We start from the raw sequence: 18,009 nt of genomic DNA on the forward strand, positions 1-18,009 counted from the left end.
CAGTTCAGCACACGGCCGTGACTCGGACAGTCCCGGCCCGTGTGCGCCGCGCCCGGGTCGCTCCTAGCGTGCAGTCATGATCCGGTTCGAGCAGGTCAGCAAGGTCTATGCGGACGGTACGACCGCGGTGGACGGACTGTCCTTCGAGGTGGCCGAGGGGGAACTCGTCACCCTGGTCGGACCGTCCGGCTGCGGCAAGACGACCACGATGATGATGGTGAACCGGCTGATCGAGCCGACCTCGGGCCGGATCCTGGTCGACGGCGAGGACATCGCGCACACCGACCCGGTGCAGCTGCGCCGCCGGATCGGCTATGTCATCCAACAGGTCGGGCTCTTCCCGCACCGGACGATCCTCGACAACACGGCGACCGTCCCCTCCTTGGTCGGCTGGAAGAGGGCGAAGGCGCGGGAGCGGGCGGCCGAGCTGCTGGATCTGGTGGGGCTCGACCCCAAGACGTACGGGCCCCGCTACCCCGCCCAGCTCTCCGGCGGCCAGCGCCAACGGGTTGGCGTCGCACGGGCGCTGGCCGCCGATCCCCCGGTACTGCTGATGGACGAACCGTTCGGCGCGGTCGACCCGGTGGTGCGCGAGCGGCTGCAGAACGAGTTCCTGAGCCTGCAGGCGACCGTCAGGAAGACGGTCCTGATGGTGACCCATGACATCGAGGAGGCGGTCCGGATGGGCGACCGGATCGCGGTGTACGGGGAGGGGCGGATCGAGCAGTTCGACAGCCCGGCCGCCGTGCTCGGCACGCCCGCGACGCCGTACGTGGCCCGGTTCGTGGGCGCGGACCGGGGGCTGAAGCGGCTGTCGGTCACCACGATCGAGCCGGATGACCTGGAGGAACCGCCGGTCGCCCGGTTCGATGAACCCGCCCGGACGGCGGCGGCCCGGCTGAACGTCGCGGACGCCCGCTGGGCGGTCGTACTGAACGGCGCGGGCGAGCTGCACGGCTGGGTGTCGGCGGATGCGCTGCGGACCGGCGGGGAACACCGCACGGTCGGTGAACTGGCCCGCCGGATGGACGCGTGGGTACCGGTCGGTGCCCCGCTGAAGCAGGCATTCAGCGAAATGCTCCAGCAGGACGCCGGGTGGGTGGCGGTGCTGGACGGTGCGCGGTTCCTCGGCGTACTGACTCCGGTGAAACTCCATGAGGCGCTGCGCCGGTCGGTGGACGCGGACGCGCAGGGAGTGGGACGCGGCGAGGTGGAGTTCGACTCGGTGGCGAACGCTTGAGGGCGCTTCGCCTGCCAGGGAACGCTTCTCCGGGTCACCCACAGCGCCCTGCACGGCAACGCCGCCGGCCCAGGCGCCTGCACCGTCCGGGCCGGCGGCATGATCTACGGCGGCCCGCCACCGTTCCCCTGAAGCTTCAGCCACCCGGAATGAGCTTCTTGGACTCCAGGTAGTTCCGCGCGACGTCCTCGGGCAGCCGTCGCCAGCTGTCCACCTGTTCGTTCATACGGGCCAGGTCGGCGGTTGTCAGCACCGTGTTGAGCCGGTCCAGCGCGTTGCGCACCCCGGCGCTGCCGGCCCGGGACCGGTTGACGACGGGGACGAGGTAGTCGGCGTTCTGCAGGTGCTTGTCGTCGGCGAGCAGGACGAGCCCGAAGTTGTCGAGGGTGGCGTCGGTGGTGGTGGTCAGAACCATCTGGTCCCGACCGCTCTGCACGGCCTGTTTGGCCTGGGTGGTGCCGACTCCCTTGGGATCGACGGCGGTGATGTCGATGCCGTACGTGTTCTTCAGCCCGGGTGCGCAGTACGGCCGCTGTACGCATTCGTCGCCCGCGGCGAGCCGTACCCGCAGCCCGGACCTGCCGAGGTCGCTGAGCGTCTTCAGCCGGTGCCGCGCCGCGTAGGTGGCGGCGACGGCGAACGCGTTCTGGTCGACGGCGCGTCCGGGGTCGAGGACGGTGAGGCCGCGGGGTGCGGCCAGGGCACGCAGCGCCTTCATGGTGGTGCCCAGGTCGGGCGAGCCGACGGGGGTGGCGTCGGCGCCGTTCTTCTTGGCATTCAGCCAGTCGGCGAAAGTGGCGGCGTACTCCGGTACGACGTCGATCTGGCCGCTCTCCAGCGCCGGCTCGTAGATCTCCCGGTTGGTGACGGAGATGATCTTCGTGGAGTATCCGGCCCGGTCGAGCAGCAGCGCGTACATCCGGGCGAGCAGGTCGCTCTCGGTGAAGCCCGCGGAGCCGATGGTGAGGTGTCTGCTGTCGCCCGGCGGGGCGGTGACGTCTCCCTGGTTCTCCAGGGCGGGCCCGGTGGTGCACGCGCTCCCCGTCAGCAACAGCGTCAGGAGTACGGGTACGGTCCGGCGTGCCCTCATCCGGTGTCCTCGCCACGCACCCAGGCGGGGGCGAGCCGTTGCCCGATCTCGAAGATCCCTTCGACGATCAGGGCGAAGACGGCGACGAGAATCGCTCCGGCGACCACCTGCGGGGTGGAGGCGAGGTTGAAGCCCGCAGTGATGATCCGGCCGAGTCCCCCGCCGCCCGCCAGTGCGGCAAGGGTGGCAGTGGCGACGAGCTGGACGGCGGCGATCCGCACGCCGGTCAGGATGAGCGGCAGAGCGAGCGGCACTTCGACACGTATCAGCAGTTGTCGGCCCGTCATGCCCATGCCGCGGGCGGCCCGTACGACATCGCGGTCGGCCTCCCGCATCCCCACGTAGGCGTTGGTGAGCAGCGGCGGGACGGCGAAGAGCACCAGGGCGACGACGGTCGGCCCCTCGCCGTACCTGCCGATCGGAGTGAGGAGCAGCAGAACGAGGACGGCGAAGGTGGGGACGGCCCGGCCGACGTTGGAGATGTTGACGGCGAGCGCGCCGCCCTTGCCGAGATGGCCGAGGACCAGGGCCACGGGCAGGGCGATGAGGCAACTGAACAGCAGGCAGACGACGGTGAGGAACAGATGCTGTTCGAGGCGGTGCCAGATGCCGTTGTCGCCGGACCAGTGGGGGGAGCTGGTGAGCCAGGACCAGGTGTCGGAGAGGGTGTTCACGACTGCCTCCGGGTCCACGGTGTCAGCAGTCGCTGGGCGCCGAGCAGCAGCAGGTCCGCGGCGACGGCGATGACGACGCAGAGAACGGATGCGGTGAGCACCTGGGCCTTGAAGTAGGTGTTCATCCCGGAGTAGATGAGATTGCCGAGCCCGCCGTATCCGACGATCGCGCCGACGGTGACCAGGGAGACCGCGGAGACGGTGGCGATCCGCAGCCCGGCCATGGCGGCGGGGAGAGCAAGTGGCAGCTCCACGGCGACCAGTAGGCGGATGGGCCCGTAGCCCATGCCGCGGGCGGCCTGCCGGGTCTCCTCGGGCACGGCGCGCAGTCCGGCGAGGATGTTCCGTACGAGCAGGGTGAGCGAGTAGAGGACGAGCCCCGCGACGACGAGCGAGGCGGAGAGTCCGTAGACCGGCAGCAGCAGCGCGAACATGGCGAGCGACGGCACGGTGTAGAGGATGGTCGTCACGCCGAGCACGGGTCCTGCCGCCCAGCGCCGGCGACGGGCGGCGAGAGCGAGCGGGACGGCGAGGAGCAGTCCGACGAGCACGGAGACCGCGGTCAGCTGGAGATGCTGGATGACGGCGTCCTGGAGGATCTCGCGACGGCTCGTCAGATAGGCACCGCAGAGCCAGTCGTTGCGCGCGAGGCAGTCGTCGGGTGGCGCGGTCACGAGTTCATTGGAGCGCGACGCGGCGGGGGCCGCGCGTCTTGATCGACTGTTCGGGTGCGGCGTGGCCGCCCGGAGCGGACCCCGTGCCGCTCCCGTGGCACCGGACCGGGCCGCCCAGCGGGCTGCTCCGACGCCGCCACGGCCGACGGGGCAGCGGCGCGCCCCGGAAGCCGCCGCTGACTGCCCAGGGCGACGGGTGGCGCCGTCGCATGTCGTCGTTCGGCCAGCCGCCCGCCCCCGGCGGACTTATGATCGCCATCCCGCGCCTTCGCGGGCCTGCGGTCGCGTGCCGCCCCCCGCAGTCCGAGCACACCTGACCAAGTGACGAGGGAGAATTCATGGCCACTCAGTTCGAGGCTACGGTCGAGATCGACCGGCCCATCGCCGAAGTTTTCGCCTATCTCGCCGATGGCGAGCGCGACCCGGAGTTCAGTCCACGTGTGATGAGGATCGAGAAATCGCCGGCCGGACCGACGGCGGTGGGAACGGTGTTCCGGAGCACGGTCAAGGACGCCGGCATGAAGACCCAGCGCGAGTTCCGGATCAAGGAGCTGGTGACGCCCACCCGCATCCGCTGGGAGGAGCTCTCGAAGAACCTGGTCACCGCCGCCGAAGGCGGCTACGACCTCGAAGCCACAGCCGACGGAACGACCAAGGTACGGATCTTCAACGTCCTGGCGGGCCACGGCATCGGCAAGCTCCTGATGGGCTTCGCCGCCGGCGCCGCGCGTAAGGACGCTCCCGCGTTCGGGCAGCGGATCAAGGCGGCGGCCGAGGCTTCGATCGCCCGCTGAGCGCGTGGTGATCCGTCCCGTCGGGCTCGTTCACCCCCTGCGGCGTATCGCCTCTCAGGGCCGGCCGACAAGCCCGGCGAACACCCCATGGGTGCAGATCACGATGGCCGGGGCGCGGGCGGCCCTCGCACATACGGCGATGCGTACCGCGCGTCCACTCCTCGTGCACCCTGCTGCGTACGGGTGGCACGCGCGCGCCTATGGCCGGGGATGCCCCGAGGTGACGGTAGACCGGGGGCACGTCTCGCGTTCTCCCGTACGCACAGAGGAGCCCCCCGCATGGTGTCACCCGGCCCTACCGATGACGCGTACCGCTTCGACGGTCTGCGCGCGATGTACCTCAACTGCACGCTCAAGCGCTCCCCCGAAGTCAGCAACACCGAAGGACTGATCGACCGGAGCCGCGCGGTGATGGAGGGGCGCGGCGTCAGCACCGAGGTGGTCCGGGCCGTCGACCACGACATCGCGACCGGCGTGTGGCCGGACATGAGAGAGCACGGCTGGGAGACGGACGCCTGGCCCGAGCTGTACGGGAGGGTGATGGCCGCCGACATTCTGGTGCTGTGCGGTCCGGTCTGGCTGGGAGACAACTCGTCGGTCATGAAGCGGGTGATCGAGCGGTTGTATGCGTGTTCGTCGATCCTGAACGAGGCGGGGCAGTACGCCTACTACGGGCGAGTCGGGGGCTGTCTGACCACGGGCAACGAGGACGGTGTGAAGCACTGCGCGATGAACGTGCTCTACAGCCTGCAGCACCTGGGATACACGGTGCCTCCGCAGGCGGACGCCGGCTGGGCGGGAGAGGCAGGTCCGGGGCCGTCGTACCTGGACGAGGGCTCGGGCGGCCCGCAGAACGACTTCACCAACCGCAACACCGCATTCATGACGTGGAACCTGCTGCACCTGGCGCAGCTGCTCAAGGATGCGGGTGGCATTCCGGCGCACGGAAACCAGCGCTCGGAATGGGACGCCGGCTGCCGCTTCGACTTCGCGAACCCCGAACACCGCTGAACACGGGAGCCGGAACGGCTGAGGCCGACGGCTCCGGCGCGCAGCGGACGTGCGGACATTCAGAGGTTCGTGTCCAGGAATTCCTTGAACTGCGCGCGGCTCATGGGACCCGTCCTGGTTGCTGTCACCACACCTTGTTTGATCAGGAGGAACGAGGGCGCGCCGGTGACACCGTAGCGTCGGGTCGGTTCCGGACACCGGACCATGTCGGTCTTGACGGCGGTCAGTCGTTCCCCGTACACATCGGCCATCTCGCGTACGAGGGAGTCCATCTCCCGGCACACCTCCGCCACCTTGGCCCAGGCCCCGCAGAAGTACGCGAGCACTGGTGCATCGGCCTTCGCGAGAACGAAATCGAATTCCTCGTTCTCCAGCGGCTGGTGAACCCGACTCGCCATGGGCACTCCTGAGATTGTGATCAACACGGCAGCACCCATCATGCCTGCATCCTCCGCATCGCGGTTCGCTCCCGGGCTGCGTCCGCACATCCCGCAGTCCGTGGCTCCGGCACTCCGTCGCTGGTCCCTGTCGGGTGTCGCACACGCTCACGCCGCTGCCGCGACCCTTTGCACAGGGTGATCCACGCCTCGGACACGCCGGGCCGGGCGGGACGGCGCGGGGAGCAGTTGCGCCCGGCCGGGCAAGGATTCAGGCTGAGAAGGACCGGGTCAGGGGGTTCGGTCGGCCACGACCCACGACGCGACAGCCGGCTGCGAGGACCTCATCGCGAAGGTGACCGAGCGGCTCCGAACCGAGGCGGGATTGATCCGCGGAGCGACCGTGGAGCCGAAACGCACGTCGGTCGCCGTGCACGGCCGGCTCGCCGCCCCCCGACGACCGCGCACGGGTCCCCGCTCCGGTGCACACTGCTCGCCGAACATCCCGGCCAACGAGGTCGACGTGGACCGCCGGCCCGCACGAACTCACGACGCTGTCCTCGTGAACAGCGCGCCTGCTGCTGTCGTTCACCTCTGATCCCGCTGTGGGCCACTGGTCCGACGTGGCGCGCCGTAATCCCCGGGCGGGACAGCCGCACTGGACCGAACGGAAGGTTGGGATGGACATGGACGGAACGCAGACGAGGGCGGCACCGGTCGCCACGGGCCCGCTCGACCCGGAGCAGCTGCACCGGATCCACGCGTGGTGGCGGGCGGCGAACTACCTGTCCGTCGGCGAGATCTACCTGATGGACAACCCGCTGCTGCGCGAACCATTGCGCCCCGAACACGTGAAGCCCCGACTGCTCGGGCACTGGGGCACCACCCCGGGGCTCAACTTCATCTACGCCCACCTCAACCGCTGCATCACCCAGCGCGACCTGGACATGATCTACGTGATGGGACCCGGTCACGGCGGGCCGGGACCGGTGGCGGCGGCATGGCTGGAAGGCACCTACAGCGAGATCTACGCCGCCGTGTCCCAGGACACGGCGGGGATGAAGAGGCTGTTCACCCAGTTCTCCTTTCCCGGCGGCATCCCCAGCCATGTGGCCCCGGAGACCCCGGGATCGATCCACGAGGGCGGCGAGCTCGGATACGCCCTGTCGCACGCCTACGGCGCCGCGTTCGACAACCCCGGGCTGACGGTGGCCGCGGTCGTCGGCGACGGGGAGGCGGAGACGGGCCCGCTGGCGACCAGCTGGCACTCCAACAAGTTCCTCGACCCGCAGCGGGACGGGGCGGTGCTGCCGATCCTGCACCTCAACGGCTACAAGATCGCCGGCCCGACCGTACTCGCCCGCATCGAACCCGAGGAACTGGACCAGCTGCTGCGCGGCTACGGCTACGTCCCCCATCTGGTGGAGGGTTCCGACCCGGCACAAATGCACCAGGACTTCGCAGCCACCATGGACCGGTGCCTGGACGAGATCGCACGGATCCAGCGGCGCGCCCGCCAGGACGGAGTCACCGAACGGCCCCGCTGGCCGATGATCGTCCTGCGCACGCCGAAGGGATGGACCGGTCCCAAGGAGGTCGACGGGCTGAAGGTGGAGGGCTCCTGGCGCTCGCACCAGGTGCCGTTCAGCAATGCCCGCGGCGACGACGCCCACCGGGCAGTGCTGGAGCAATGGATGCGCAGCTACCGGCCCGAGGAGCTGTTCGACGAGTCCGGCGCCCCGGTGCTCGAGATCCGTGACCTGCACCCGGCGGGCGACCGGCGGATGAGCGCCAACCCGCACGCCAACGGCGGCGTGCTGCTCCGCGACCTGCGGATGCCGGACTTCCGCGACTACGCGGTGCCGGTCGAGTCACCCGGCACAGGAGCGGTGGAGTCGACCCGGGTCCTGGGCACCTTCCTGCGGGACGTGATGCGCCGCAACATGACCAACTTCCGGGTCCTGGCCCCCGACGAGAACAACTCCAACCGGCTGGGCGCCGTCCTCGAGGCCACGGGACGGACCTGGGAGGCCCGGATGCAGCCGGACGACGTGGGCCTCGCGGTCGACGGAAGGCTGATGGAAATCCTGTCCGAGCACACCTGCCAGGGCTGGCTGGAAGGCTACCTGCTGACTGGCCGGCACGGGTTCTTCTCCTGCTACGAGGCGTTCATCCATATCGTCGACTCGATGTTCAATCAGCACGCCAAGTGGTTGAAGACCACCGACGGCATCGAATGGCGCCGCCCCATCGCCTCTCTGAACTACCTGCTGAGCAGCCATGTATGGCGGCAGGACCACAACGGGTTCTCCCACCAGGACCCGGGCTTCATCGACCATGTGGTGAACAAGAGAGCCGACGTGATCCGGGTCTACCTGCCACCGGACGCCAACACCCTGCTGTCCACGGTCGACCACTGCCTGCGCAGCAAGCAGTACGTCAACGTCATCGTCGCCGGCAAGCAGCCGCAACTGCAGTACCTGGGCATGGACGACGCGATCGTGCACTGCACCAAGGGCATCGGGATCTGGGAGTGGGCCAGCACGGACGCCGGCGTCGAGCCCGACGTGGTACTGGGCTGCGCCGGCGACGTGCCCACGATGGAGACCCTCGCCGCGGCCGAGATCCTGCGCGGCTGGTTCCCCGACCTGCGGGTGCGCGTGGTGAACGTGGTGGACCTGATGCGGCTGCAGAGCGAACGGGAACATCCGCACGGGCTGTCGGACCGGGACTTCGACGCGCTGTTCACCACCGACCGGCCGGTCATCTTCGCCTACCACGGGTACCCGTGGCTGATCCATCGCCTGACCTACCGGCGCACCAACCACGACCAGATGCACGTCCGCGGCTACATGGAGGAGGGCACCACCACCACACCCTTCGACATGTGTGTACTCAACCGGATCGACCGGTTCGACCTGGCCATCGACGTCATCGACCGGGTGCCGCGGTTGCAGGGGATCTCCGCGCACCGCCGGGAGGAACTGCGCAACAAGCTGATCGAGCACCACCGCTACATCCGTACCCATGGCGAGGATCTGCCCGAGGTCCGCGACTGGCAGTGGTCGGCCACCCGTACGGGGAGTTCGACTCCGTGCCCTGAGCCGTGAGTGGGCACGCGTCCGCTCCGGGCGCCGACGTCCCGGAGCGGACAGCCCCCGCCGAAGCGCCTCCGTCAGGCCTGGGCAGCGGTCTCGGCGGTGACAGCGTTCGCCGCCTCACCGTCTTGTGCAGCGGCGGACCGGGCAACGCCCGGGATGGCCGCGGCCACTGCGGCAGCCGCGAGCGCCACGCCGCCGCCGATCAGCAGGCCGACACGGAAGCCGTCCTCGGAGGCGAACGTGAAGCCGCCCATGGTGACCGTCATCTGCGAGAGGACGACACCGATCACCGCGGCGCCGATCGAGGTGCCGAGCGATCGCATCAGCGTGTTGAAGCCGTTCGCGGCGGCCGTCTCGGACACCGGGACCGCACTCATGATCAGGGCAGGCATCGCGCCGTAGGCGAGACCGACGCCACCGCTGATCACGACGGTGACGATCAGCAGGCCCCAGGTCGAGCCCATCAGCGCCATCGACAGGCCGTAGCCCGCCGCGATGACGAGGGAGCCGGCGACGAGGGTGAACTTCGGGCCGCGTGCGTTGGTCAGCTTCCCGCCGAACGGCGAGACGACCATCATGACGAGGCCGGCGGGTGCCATCCACAGGCCCATCGCCAGCATCGACTGGCCGAGGCCGTAGCCGGTCGCCTCGGGAAACTGCAGCAACTGCGGCACGATCAGCATCTGCGCGTACATGCCGACGCCGATCAGGACCGAGGCGGCGTTGGTGAGCAGCACCCGGGGGCGGGCGGTGGTGCGAAGGTCGATCAGCGGGTCACGGGTGCGCAGCTCCCAGTAACCCCAGAGCAGCAGGACCACGACCGCGGCGGCGAGAAGGCCGAGTGTGCTGCCCGAGCCCCAGCCCCAGTCCGCCCCCTTGGAGATCGCGAGCAGCAGACAGACCAGGCCCACGCCGAGGCCGAGCGCGCCCGCCAGATCGAAGCGCTGTCCCTTCGCCGCGGCCGGTACGTTGGGGATGAAGGACCAGATCATCACGGCGATAAGCGCGGCAAGGACGGCCGAACCCCAGAACAGTGCCCGCCAGCTCGCGTACTCCGCGACCGCGGCGGCGATGGGCAGGCCGAGGCCGCCGCCGATGCCCATGGATGCGCTCACCAGCGCGATGGAGGAGCTGAGCTTCTCGGCCGGCAGGAGATCACGCAGCAGGCTGATGCCGAGGGGCACCACACCCATGCCCATGCCCTGCAGCCCGCGCCCGACGATCATCATGCCGACCGACGAAGTCAGGGCGCACACCACCGAGCCCGCGAGCAGCGGCACACAGGAGGCGAGCAGCATCTTGCGCTTACCCACCAGGTCGCCGAGGCGGCCGGCGACCGGGACACAGACCGCGGCCGACAGCAGCGTGACGGTGATCACCCACGTGGCATTGGAGGACGTGGTGTGCAGGATCTGCGGCAGATCCGCGATCAGCGGCGTCACCAGGGTCTGCATGACCGCGGCGACGGTACCGGCCAGCGCGAGGGTGGCAACGACGCCGCCCGGTCGGGAGGTCGGCTGGGGGCCGTCCATGAAGGACTCCTCTATGTGTTCGACGTTCGAGCGTTCAGCTATGCATCATACATATTCAATGTATCGACCACATTACATGTATCATGCATGGGCGTGGCACGCGTGGATCATTGGGACATCGCATGCGCCGTCCGGCGTGCACGGGACCATGGAGGAGATCCGATGAACAGGGCCACGCGCCAGGTGGAGTACGAGCAGATGCTTCACAGCCGCTACCTTCACCTGCACAAGTCGAAGGGACGGCGCGAGGGCAGCACCCTGGAGCGCAGCGCGTACATCATGCTCAGCCGCATCCGGGTGCAGGGCCCGATGTCCATCGGCCAGCTCGGTGACGCCTTCGGCCTCGACGCGTCCACCCTCAACCGGCAGACCGCGGCCGCCATGCGCGCCGGGCTCGTCGAGCGCATCCCGGACCCCGACGGTGGCATGGCGCGAAAGTTCCGTATCACCGCGGAAGGCGAGCGGCGCCTCGACGAGGAGCGCGAGGGCGCGATCCGCACGCTGGATCGGATCATGGCCGACTGGCCCGAGGAGGACATCGCCGCGTTCGCCGACTACCTCAAGCGCTTCAACACCGACATCGAGCGCCTGGACGGAAGGCCCTGGCCGCGGCCGTGAGACGGCAGCGCGGGTGCCCTCCGGGAACGCCCGCTCCGCCGGCCGGGCGGCGGGCGTGTTGAGGAGTCCTTCGGTCAGCGGCGAGGGCCGGGCCGGGAGCCGGGCCTCACCGCTTGGACGCGGTGGGCGGACGCTCGCGTACCGCGCCGTAGGCGATGAAGTACGCCGGCACTCGCTTGAGCCACCGCGAGGTGGTGAGCAGTTCGGTCATTCGCTGTGCCCGCTCGGGATTTCCGAAGGGCGGGCGTCCCGCCAGCACGGGCGCGATGACTCGCGCGTGAGCGAATCGCTGCAGCGCCTGCGTCGCGGCCGTGGTCGGCCACCGGCGGCGCTGTACGGCGCGTACGTCTCCCAGGCCGACCGCACCCCTGCGCAGCGGCCCGACGAGATACCGGGCGGTGGCGACAGCGTCTTCGACAGCAAGGTTGATGCCGATACCGAAGACCGGCGACATCGCGTGTGCCGCGTCACCGATGCACAGCAGTCCCGGACGGTGCCAGCGCCGGAGGCGGTCCAGCCGTACGTCGAGCATCTTCACCTCGTCCCACGACCGCAGCGCATGCGCCCGGTCCGCGAGCCAGGGGACGGCGGCCGAGAATTCGGCCATGAACCGCTCAAGACCGGCGGCACGGCGCGCGGCGTCGGTCCCCTTGGGGATCAGCGCCGCGCACTGCCAGTAGTCCCCGCGGTCGATCATCGCAGTGAGGAACCGGTCGCCGACTCCTCCCACGAGCCCGTGCGGATCGCCCTCCCGCCGCGGCAGCCGGAACCACCAGGCGTCCATGGGGCAGTCGAATCTGCGCAGTGCCAGTTCGGGCCGCGACCGGGCCAGTGAGCCCCGGCCGTCGCAGGCCACGGTGAGGGTGGCCCGCAGTTCACCGGCGCGGCCGTCGGGTGTGCGGTACCGCACCCCCGTGACCCGTCCGCCCTCCACCAGGAAGGAAGTCACCTCGGTGCTCATCCGTACGGAGAAGGACGGCTCGCGCCGGGCCTCGTCCGCGAGCAGGTCGAGCAGGTCCCACTGCGGCACCATCGCCACGTAGTTGTACGGGCCCCGCAGCGCGCCGATGTCTCCGACGGTGACCAGCGAACCGTCAGGGCCGAGCGGCAACTGGACCGTTGTCACCCGCCGCTGCGGCAGACGGGCGAACCGTTCGGCCAGGCCGAGGTCGTCCAGCAGCGCCAGGGTGGACGGATGCACCGTGTCGCCGCGGAAGTCGCGCAGGAAGTCGCCGTGCTTCTCCAGGACCGTGACCGCCACGCCGGCGCGGGCCAGCAGCAGGCCGAGAACCATTCCGGCGGGGCCGCCGCCCACCACACAGCACGTAGTCCGTTCCATGGCAGCCCCTGCCCTCGGTGAAATCCCGGGATCCATCACGCTGGGACATATACCATCAAAACCTGCAAATCTGCCGTGGAGATGCGCGGCTCCTTCTGGGAGGCACGATGAGCCAGCAACCGGTCCTTCTGCCCTACGCCGACCCGGCCTTCGTGGCGGACCCCTTCCCGCTCTACCGACAGCTGCGCGATGACGGCCCGGTACGGCGCGCCGTCATCGCCGGCGGTCTGGAAGTCTGGCTGGTCACGCGCTACGAAGACGGCATCGCGGCCCTGTCCGACCCACGGTTGAGCAGCGACGTCCGTGACGCTTCGGATCCGCGGCTCATGCAGCAGCTGCCCACTACGGAACGCGAGTCCGTGCTGCGCAACATGCTCCGCGCCGACCCGCCCGACCACACCCGCCTGCGCCGCCTGGTCTCCAAGGCGTTCACAGCGCGCAGGGTGGCCGAGCTGCGGCCTCGCGTCCAGGCGATCACCGACCGGCTGCTCGACGCGATCGTGCCGGTCGGCCGCGCCGACCTCGTCGAGGACTTCGCGCTGCCGGTTCCGGTCACGGTGATCAGCGAACTGCTCGGGGTGCCCGTGGCCGACCGGCACGACTTCCAGCGGTGGACCGACGACATGATCCTCCGTGGGGCGGAACCGCCGGATCCGGCTCGGGTGGACGCGGCGTGGCGGCAGATGCGCTCGTACCTGACCAGGCTTCTGGAGGCCAAACGAGCCCGGCCCGGAGACGACCTGCTCAGCGAGCTGATCACCACTCGGGACGAGGAGCACCGGCTGGACGAGGACGAGCTGATCGCCATGGCCTTCCTGCTGCTGGCGGCCGGCTACATCACCACGGTCAACCTGATCGGCAGTGGCATCGCCGCGCTGCTCGCCCACCCCGACCAGCTTCAGATGCTGCAGGAAGATCCGGCGCTTCTGCCGGGCGCAATCGAGGAGTTCCTCCGCTACGACGGACCGGTCAGCCCCGGGATCGCCCGGTTCGCGCGCGAGGACGTCTCCATCGCGGGCGTGGCCATCCCGCGCGGCGCGACCGTGCTGGTCGCCTCCGCCATCGCCGACCGCGACCCGGCACGGTTCTCCGAACCCGATCGCCTGGACGTCACCCGCCAGGACAACGCTCACCTCGCGTTCGGGCACGGCATCCACTACTGCCTGGGGGCGCCGCTGGCCCGGCTCGAGGGCCAGGTCGCCATCGGAACCGCCCTGCGCCGCCTTCCCCACCTCGCTCTGGCCGTGCCGCCCGGCGAGCTGCAGTGGCGGCCGGGCGGGCTGCGCGGCCCCGAGCGGCTGCCCGTCACCTTCACATCCGGCGGCCCGAACTGATCAAGTGAACCGCCGGCCTGGCGTGCCCAGGAACGCCGTGTACACCCTCGCCAGGAGCCGCCTCGGTGCTTGACCGCGGCTTCGAGGCCGGCGGGGAGGGCCGCAACTGCGAGTGACTGCAGGCTGGGCTCCGCCCTCGCAGTGCTTTCCTCCGCTCCTCCGGCAGAGCGGCTTCAGTCATGCCGTCAGCTCGCCGGGAACCGCGTCACCTTCGACACTTTGCACGTCACCTTGCCCGGCACCTTCACGAGTCCCTGCGCCTTCTCCCTGGCCTTCTGCCCCACGGCCAGGTTGCTGGTTGCGGCCATGCCCTCGCCGAGGCGCGTACCGGACCCGTCCACGAACTCCACGCTGACGATGCAATTCGCCTTGGAGTCGCTGTGGTTCACGATCTCCACATCAGCGGCCGGCCACGTCGTCAGCGAATCCACCACGCACTTGGTGAGCTTCACATCCGCCTCGGGGCTCTCGTCCTCAACGGCGGGTTCTTCGGTAGGTGCGTGAATCCCCGGTGGCTTGCCTTGCGGCGCGTCGGTCGTCGGCAGCGTCCGCGGCTTCGGTGCGAGGTTCCGCACAGCGTCTGGTAGCTGCCTTCGCCTTCGGGGGCGTACTGGGAGCGTGCCGCCAGCACGTCGACGCCGGGGGCGGTGATCTCCGGCTTGAGCCCGCCGTCGCCGACCCGCGGACCTTGGCTGGAGAACCAGGCGACGTCGTCGGTGGAGTCCACCGCTCCCACCGTGAGGGCGGTGTCGGCGGCGCCGGGGCCGCCGATGCTGTTCGCCGCCCCGGAGTCATCGGCGGCGACCACGAACAGCGCGCCCGTCTCGGCGCTCAGGCGGTCGACGGCCTCGCTCAGGGGGTCCGTGCCGTCCGACGGGGTTCCGGAGCCCAGGCTCATGCTGATGATCTTCGCGTGCTGGTCGACGGCGGCCCACTCCATTCCGGCCAGCACCCAGGAGTCCTGGCCGTAGCCGTCGTCGGAGAGCACCTTGCCGATGTGCAGGTCGGCACCCGGCGCGACGCCCTTCTCCGCTCCGCCGGACGCCCTCCCGCCCTCGCCGTGCTCAGCCGACCGTCACTTCAGGCCGAAGGCCCTGGTGATGTCCTGCGCGCAGGTTGACAAGAGATCGCCTTCCGAACGCTACGGAATGGCCCGCCTCGCAGACCACACGGCAGTGACGCATATGAGCCATGTCCCAACAGCGACAACCCACGGCCTCAGACGTGCAAGCCACAGCCGGGTGAAGGACGGAGCAGCAACAGCAAGCAGCGTGGCTGGAATTGATCGGCCTGGCCGAGATGCGTCGTGTTGCCGACGGGTAAACACGCACGTGATCGACTACGCGCACCAGCTGGTCGCCATGAACATTGCACCGACTTTCGGATAATGATCACCGCAGTAGTGACAGTGGAACGCTTCACTGACACGATCCCCCTCGTCACACGGCCACCACCGCATGCCGTGTCACCGAAGGCACTTCATTCCGGTCTTCCCTCTCCCGTCCCCGCCGCCCGTCAACAGACGTGTGGACAGAAGGAGTTCCCGAACGTGACGACGAACACCCCTTCCACCAGATCCGCTTCACCTCAGCCCCACCCGCCCGCCGCGCCCATTCCCCCCGTGGACGGGTGGCTGCCACTGCTGCCCTGGCCATGACCGCGCTCCTCGCGACGACGCTTCCCGCCTCCGGCGCCTCCTTCGATAACGTTGTCAGAGAGCAGTCCGGCCGGCAGATCACCGCGGAGCCCCGGTCCGGCGCCCGGTCCGTCACGCTCTCCACCGCGCAGCGCAGGAAGCTGCTCGAGGCCGCGACCGACGCACGCGCCACCACCGCCCGTTCGCTGAAGCTGAGCGATCGGGAGGAGCTGATACCCAAGGACGTCGTCAAGGACGCCGACGGCACCGTGCACACCCGCTACGAGCGCACCTACGCCGTTCTGCCCGTCGTCGGCGGCGACCTGGTGGTCCACGAGCAGGGCGCGGCCCGTACCGTCACCAAGGCCGTGGTCACCCTGGTCAGCGAGAACGGCACGGAGATCCCGGTCAAGAACTGGTACTGGGACATCGGCGAGGGAGAGCTGCACACCACCTACACGGTCGACGCGTCGGCGGTCCCCGCCAACGGCACCTGGAAGCTCCGGGTCCAGGACAACACCCCCGGCATCTTCACCGTCGACCCCGGCTACCTCGACAGCTGGAGCCTCACCTTCTGACAGTGAGGATGAACCAGAGCATCGCCCGCAGGTCCGGCTCTCCGCCTGACCGACAAGCCGGTTGCCCTCATGGGGAATCGTCGGCCTGCCGGGCGATGCCACTGGCGCATGACCGGTCGGGCGTCTATGAAGGAGCAATGCCGGCGCAACGGATCCGCACGGAAGTTCTCTGACGATCGAGGCCACTGATGACGCAGACCTCACCAGGCTTGGGGACTTGTGCGGACATGGATCCCCGTGACATCTCGTCAGTTGCGAGGTGTGCTCCACACCAGCGCGGAGAACTGCACCGATATTCAACCTCTCAGCCATCTTTCGCACGAAATCAACTCATGGAATGAGGACTTCAAAAAATGCGAAAAATGAGATGCCTGTCAGCAATGAAGTCGATCGCAAAGACGTCAAAGTCCGCGGCCGTTCCGGAAGGGAGAGGTGCATCCCTCTTCACGCACAGCCGCTCCCGCCTGGGGACCGTGCTCGGCGCGACCGCTCTGGCCGTGCTGCTCCCCACGTCAGCGGCTCACTCCGAGCCACCGGGTAACCTGCCCCAGAACGCCGGAGGGTGGGAGGCGTCCTTCTCACCGGCCTTCGACTACGACGGGGACGGCTGTTACGCCACCCCCGCCATAGGTCCGGACGGGACCCTCTCCCCCGGACTGAACACGACGGGTGCCGTCAACGGTAGTTGCCATGACCAGTGGGATCTTGACAACTCTCAAACCTACGCCCGCTCGAAGTGCAACAACGGCTGGTGTGCCGTCGTGTACGCCAGCTACTTCGAGAAGGACCAGGCCGTGAACGGCAGCGGCCTCGGTGGCCATCGTCACGACTTCGAGCACGTCATATCGTGGATCGACGTGGCGTCCAACCAGGTCGAGTACCTGACGACGACGCAACACAACTACCAGGTGACGTATCCGCGTTCACAAGTACGCTTCGACGGAACGCACCCCAAGGTCGTTTACCACAAGGACGGCGCCGGCACCCACTTCTTCCGGCTCGCCAACGGAAATGACGAGCCGCCGGAGAACCATTACCACAGCTGGCGCCAGCCCCCCATCGTCGACTGGAACGGCTGGCCCAGCACTTGGCTGCGTGACAGGCTGATGAACGCGGACTTCGGCTCCGCGACCATCAAGATCACGGACTCGCGGTTCGAGAACCTCCTCAACGCGTCCAAGCCCAGCGGTATCCCCTTCGACCCCTGGGCGTGACGGCACCCGTCATCACGCCCGTATCGCGCTCAAGGCCCGCGAGACGCTCCCGGACCGCAACGGTGCCGTGGCAACACCCTGCTCGGAGGTTCATGGGCGGGAAGCGGCAGGCAGTGTGAGTCGCGCGACGGCTCCGCCCTCCGGGGCGTTCGCGAAGTCCAGCCGGGCGCCGATCACCTGGGCCTGGCCCAGGGCGATGGTCAGCCCCAGCCCGTGGCCCTGGCCTCGCTCGGCGGCACCTGTACGGAATCGCTGCGGTCCGTGCGCGATCAGGTCCGACGGGAATCCAGGGCCATGATCGCGCACGGTCACGCTCGCGCCCGAGACATCGACGACGACCGGTGGCTGCCCGTGCCGGTGTGCGTTGACGATCAGATTGACCAGGATCCGGTCCAGGCGGCGCGGATCGGCCTCTGCCCAGTCGGCATCGGACGTGTGCACGCTCGCGGCAAGGCCGGCGCGCTGCACGGAGTCCTGTACCACCTCCCCCAGTGGCACGGGCATCGACTCGGCCCGCTCGGCACCCGCATCCAGTCGGGACACTTCCAGCAGGTCCTCCACCAGCCGGCGGAGGACCTGTACCCGGTCCTGGACCAGTTCCGTCGCCTCTCCCGGCGGCAGCAGCCCGGCTGACGTGACCAGCCCCATCAAGGGTGTCCGCAAAGCGCTGTTCGTTGACCAGCCGTTCGTGGAGCGATCCCGCCATCCGGGGGAATCCGGACGGCCGTCCAACTGCCGTGCGACTCTGCCGCGGCCATCCACGGGCGTACCGGCCGCCGGTTGTCGTACCAGGTCTG

The 18,009-nt window shown here is 69.2% G+C and carries 16 protein-coding genes and 1 pseudogene; 8 read left to right on the top strand and 9 right to left on the bottom strand.

The features are described from left to right. Positions 1 to 76: 76 nt before the first annotated feature. Positions 77 to 1,240: a betaine/proline/choline family ABC transporter ATP-binding protein gene (locus tag ABZV38_RS05320; RefSeq protein ID WP_356324746.1), complete on the top strand. Its 1,164-nt coding sequence runs from the start codon at positions 77 to 79 to the stop codon at positions 1,238 to 1,240. A 136-nt stretch (positions 1,241 to 1,376) separates the two neighbouring features. Here the strand turns inward: ABZV38_RS05320 and ABZV38_RS05325 are convergent, their stop codons facing one another. The 3 genes from ABZV38_RS05325 to ABZV38_RS05335 are packed head-to-tail and all read right to left on the bottom strand — an operon-like array spanning position 1,377 to position 3,678. After that, complete coding sequence (locus ABZV38_RS05325) at positions 1,377 to 2,330, bottom strand: ABC transporter substrate-binding protein (RefSeq protein ID WP_356324748.1); 954 nt, start codon at positions 2,328 to 2,330, stop codon at positions 1,377 to 1,379. After that, entirely contained in the window at positions 2,327 to 3,004 is a 678-nt protein-coding gene (locus ABZV38_RS05330) for an ABC transporter permease (protein ID WP_356324750.1), read from the bottom strand. The genes ABZV38_RS05325 and ABZV38_RS05330 overlap by 4 nt, the downstream gene beginning before the upstream one ends. Next, complete coding sequence (locus ABZV38_RS05335; protein WP_356324752.1) at positions 3,001 to 3,678, bottom strand: ABC transporter permease; 678 nt, start codon at positions 3,676 to 3,678, stop codon at positions 3,001 to 3,003. Before ABZV38_RS05335 ends, ABZV38_RS05330 begins: the two co-directional genes overlap by 4 nt. Before the next feature lie 338 nt (positions 3,679 to 4,016). On the opposite strand from ABZV38_RS05335, the gene ABZV38_RS05340 reads away from it, so the two are divergent. Further along, entirely contained in the window at positions 4,017 to 4,472 is a 456-nt protein-coding gene (locus tag ABZV38_RS05340; RefSeq protein WP_356324754.1) for an SRPBCC family protein, read from the top strand. Between the two features lie 279 nt (positions 4,473 to 4,751). Next, on the top strand, positions 4,752 to 5,483 hold the full coding sequence (locus ABZV38_RS05345; protein ID WP_356324756.1) for a flavodoxin family protein: 732 nt from the start codon (positions 4,752 to 4,754) through the stop codon (positions 5,481 to 5,483). Positions 5,484 to 5,542: 59 nt separating this feature from the next. Here the strand turns inward: ABZV38_RS05345 and ABZV38_RS05350 are convergent, their stop codons facing one another. Next, positions 5,543 to 5,881, bottom strand: a complete 339-nt coding sequence (locus ABZV38_RS05350; RefSeq protein ID WP_356324758.1) for a thioredoxin domain-containing protein — start codon at positions 5,879 to 5,881, stop codon at positions 5,543 to 5,545. Between the two features lie 659 nt (positions 5,882 to 6,540). Here ABZV38_RS05350 and ABZV38_RS05355 point away from each other — a divergent pair. Beyond that, positions 6,541 to 8,970: a phosphoketolase family protein gene (locus ABZV38_RS05355; RefSeq protein WP_356324760.1), complete on the top strand. Its 2,430-nt coding sequence runs from the start codon at positions 6,541 to 6,543 to the stop codon at positions 8,968 to 8,970. Between the two features lie 65 nt (positions 8,971 to 9,035). Here the strand turns inward: ABZV38_RS05355 and ABZV38_RS05360 are convergent, their stop codons facing one another. Then, positions 9,036 to 10,493: an MFS transporter gene (locus ABZV38_RS05360; RefSeq protein ID WP_356324762.1), complete on the bottom strand. Its 1,458-nt coding sequence runs from the start codon at positions 10,491 to 10,493 to the stop codon at positions 9,036 to 9,038. A gap of 162 nt (positions 10,494 to 10,655) precedes the next feature. On the opposite strand from ABZV38_RS05360, the gene ABZV38_RS05365 reads away from it, so the two are divergent. Further along, positions 10,656 to 11,111: a MarR family transcriptional regulator gene (locus ABZV38_RS05365; protein WP_356324765.1), complete on the top strand. Its 456-nt coding sequence runs from the start codon at positions 10,656 to 10,658 to the stop codon at positions 11,109 to 11,111. 106 nt (positions 11,112 to 11,217) lie between these two features. Here the strand turns inward: ABZV38_RS05365 and ABZV38_RS05370 are convergent, their stop codons facing one another. After that, positions 11,218 to 12,450, bottom strand: a complete 1,233-nt coding sequence (locus ABZV38_RS05370) for an FAD-dependent oxidoreductase (RefSeq protein WP_356324767.1) — start codon at positions 12,448 to 12,450, stop codon at positions 11,218 to 11,220. Positions 12,451 to 12,557: 107 nt separating this feature from the next. Here ABZV38_RS05370 and ABZV38_RS05375 point away from each other — a divergent pair, with 107 nt between their 5' ends. After that, positions 12,558 to 13,784, top strand: a complete 1,227-nt coding sequence (locus ABZV38_RS05375) for a cytochrome P450 (RefSeq protein ID WP_356324769.1) — start codon at positions 12,558 to 12,560, stop codon at positions 13,782 to 13,784. A gap of 185 nt (positions 13,785 to 13,969) precedes the next feature. Here the strand turns inward: ABZV38_RS05375 and ABZV38_RS05380 are convergent, their stop codons facing one another. Both ABZV38_RS05380 and ABZV38_RS05385 read right to left on the bottom strand, forming a co-directional pair. Then, a complete protein-coding gene (locus ABZV38_RS05380) occupies positions 13,970 to 14,236 on the bottom strand; it encodes an FxLYD domain-containing protein (protein ID WP_356324771.1) in 267 nt (88 codons plus the stop codon). A 110-nt stretch (positions 14,237 to 14,346) separates the two neighbouring features. After that, positions 14,347 to 14,829 (bottom strand): annotated as a pseudogene (locus ABZV38_RS05385) (S8 family serine peptidase); the annotation flags it as partial. 584 nt (positions 14,830 to 15,413) lie between these two features. Between ABZV38_RS05385 and ABZV38_RS05390 the strand changes: the two are divergent. Beyond that, complete coding sequence (locus ABZV38_RS05390; RefSeq protein WP_356324773.1) at positions 15,414 to 15,998, top strand: proprotein convertase P-domain-containing protein; 585 nt, start codon at positions 15,414 to 15,416, stop codon at positions 15,996 to 15,998. Between the two features lie 380 nt (positions 15,999 to 16,378). Continuing rightward, positions 16,379 to 17,212 carry an NPP1 family protein gene (locus ABZV38_RS05395; RefSeq protein WP_356324775.1) on the top strand — a complete coding sequence of 278 codons (834 nt, stop codon included), beginning with the start codon at positions 16,379 to 16,381 and terminating at the stop codon, positions 17,210 to 17,212. 90 nt (positions 17,213 to 17,302) lie between these two features. Here ABZV38_RS05395 and ABZV38_RS05400 read toward each other — a convergent pair whose 3' ends face one another. After that, positions 17,303 to 17,875 carry a HAMP domain-containing sensor histidine kinase gene (locus ABZV38_RS05400; RefSeq protein WP_356324777.1) on the bottom strand — a complete coding sequence of 191 codons (573 nt, stop codon included), beginning with the start codon at positions 17,873 to 17,875 and terminating at the stop codon, positions 17,303 to 17,305. Positions 17,876 to 18,009: the final 134 nt, after the last annotated feature.

This window comes from Streptomyces sp. NPDC005181 (assembly GCF_040608395.1).
Taxonomy (GTDB): Bacteria; Actinomycetota; Actinomycetes; order Streptomycetales; family Streptomycetaceae; genus Streptomyces.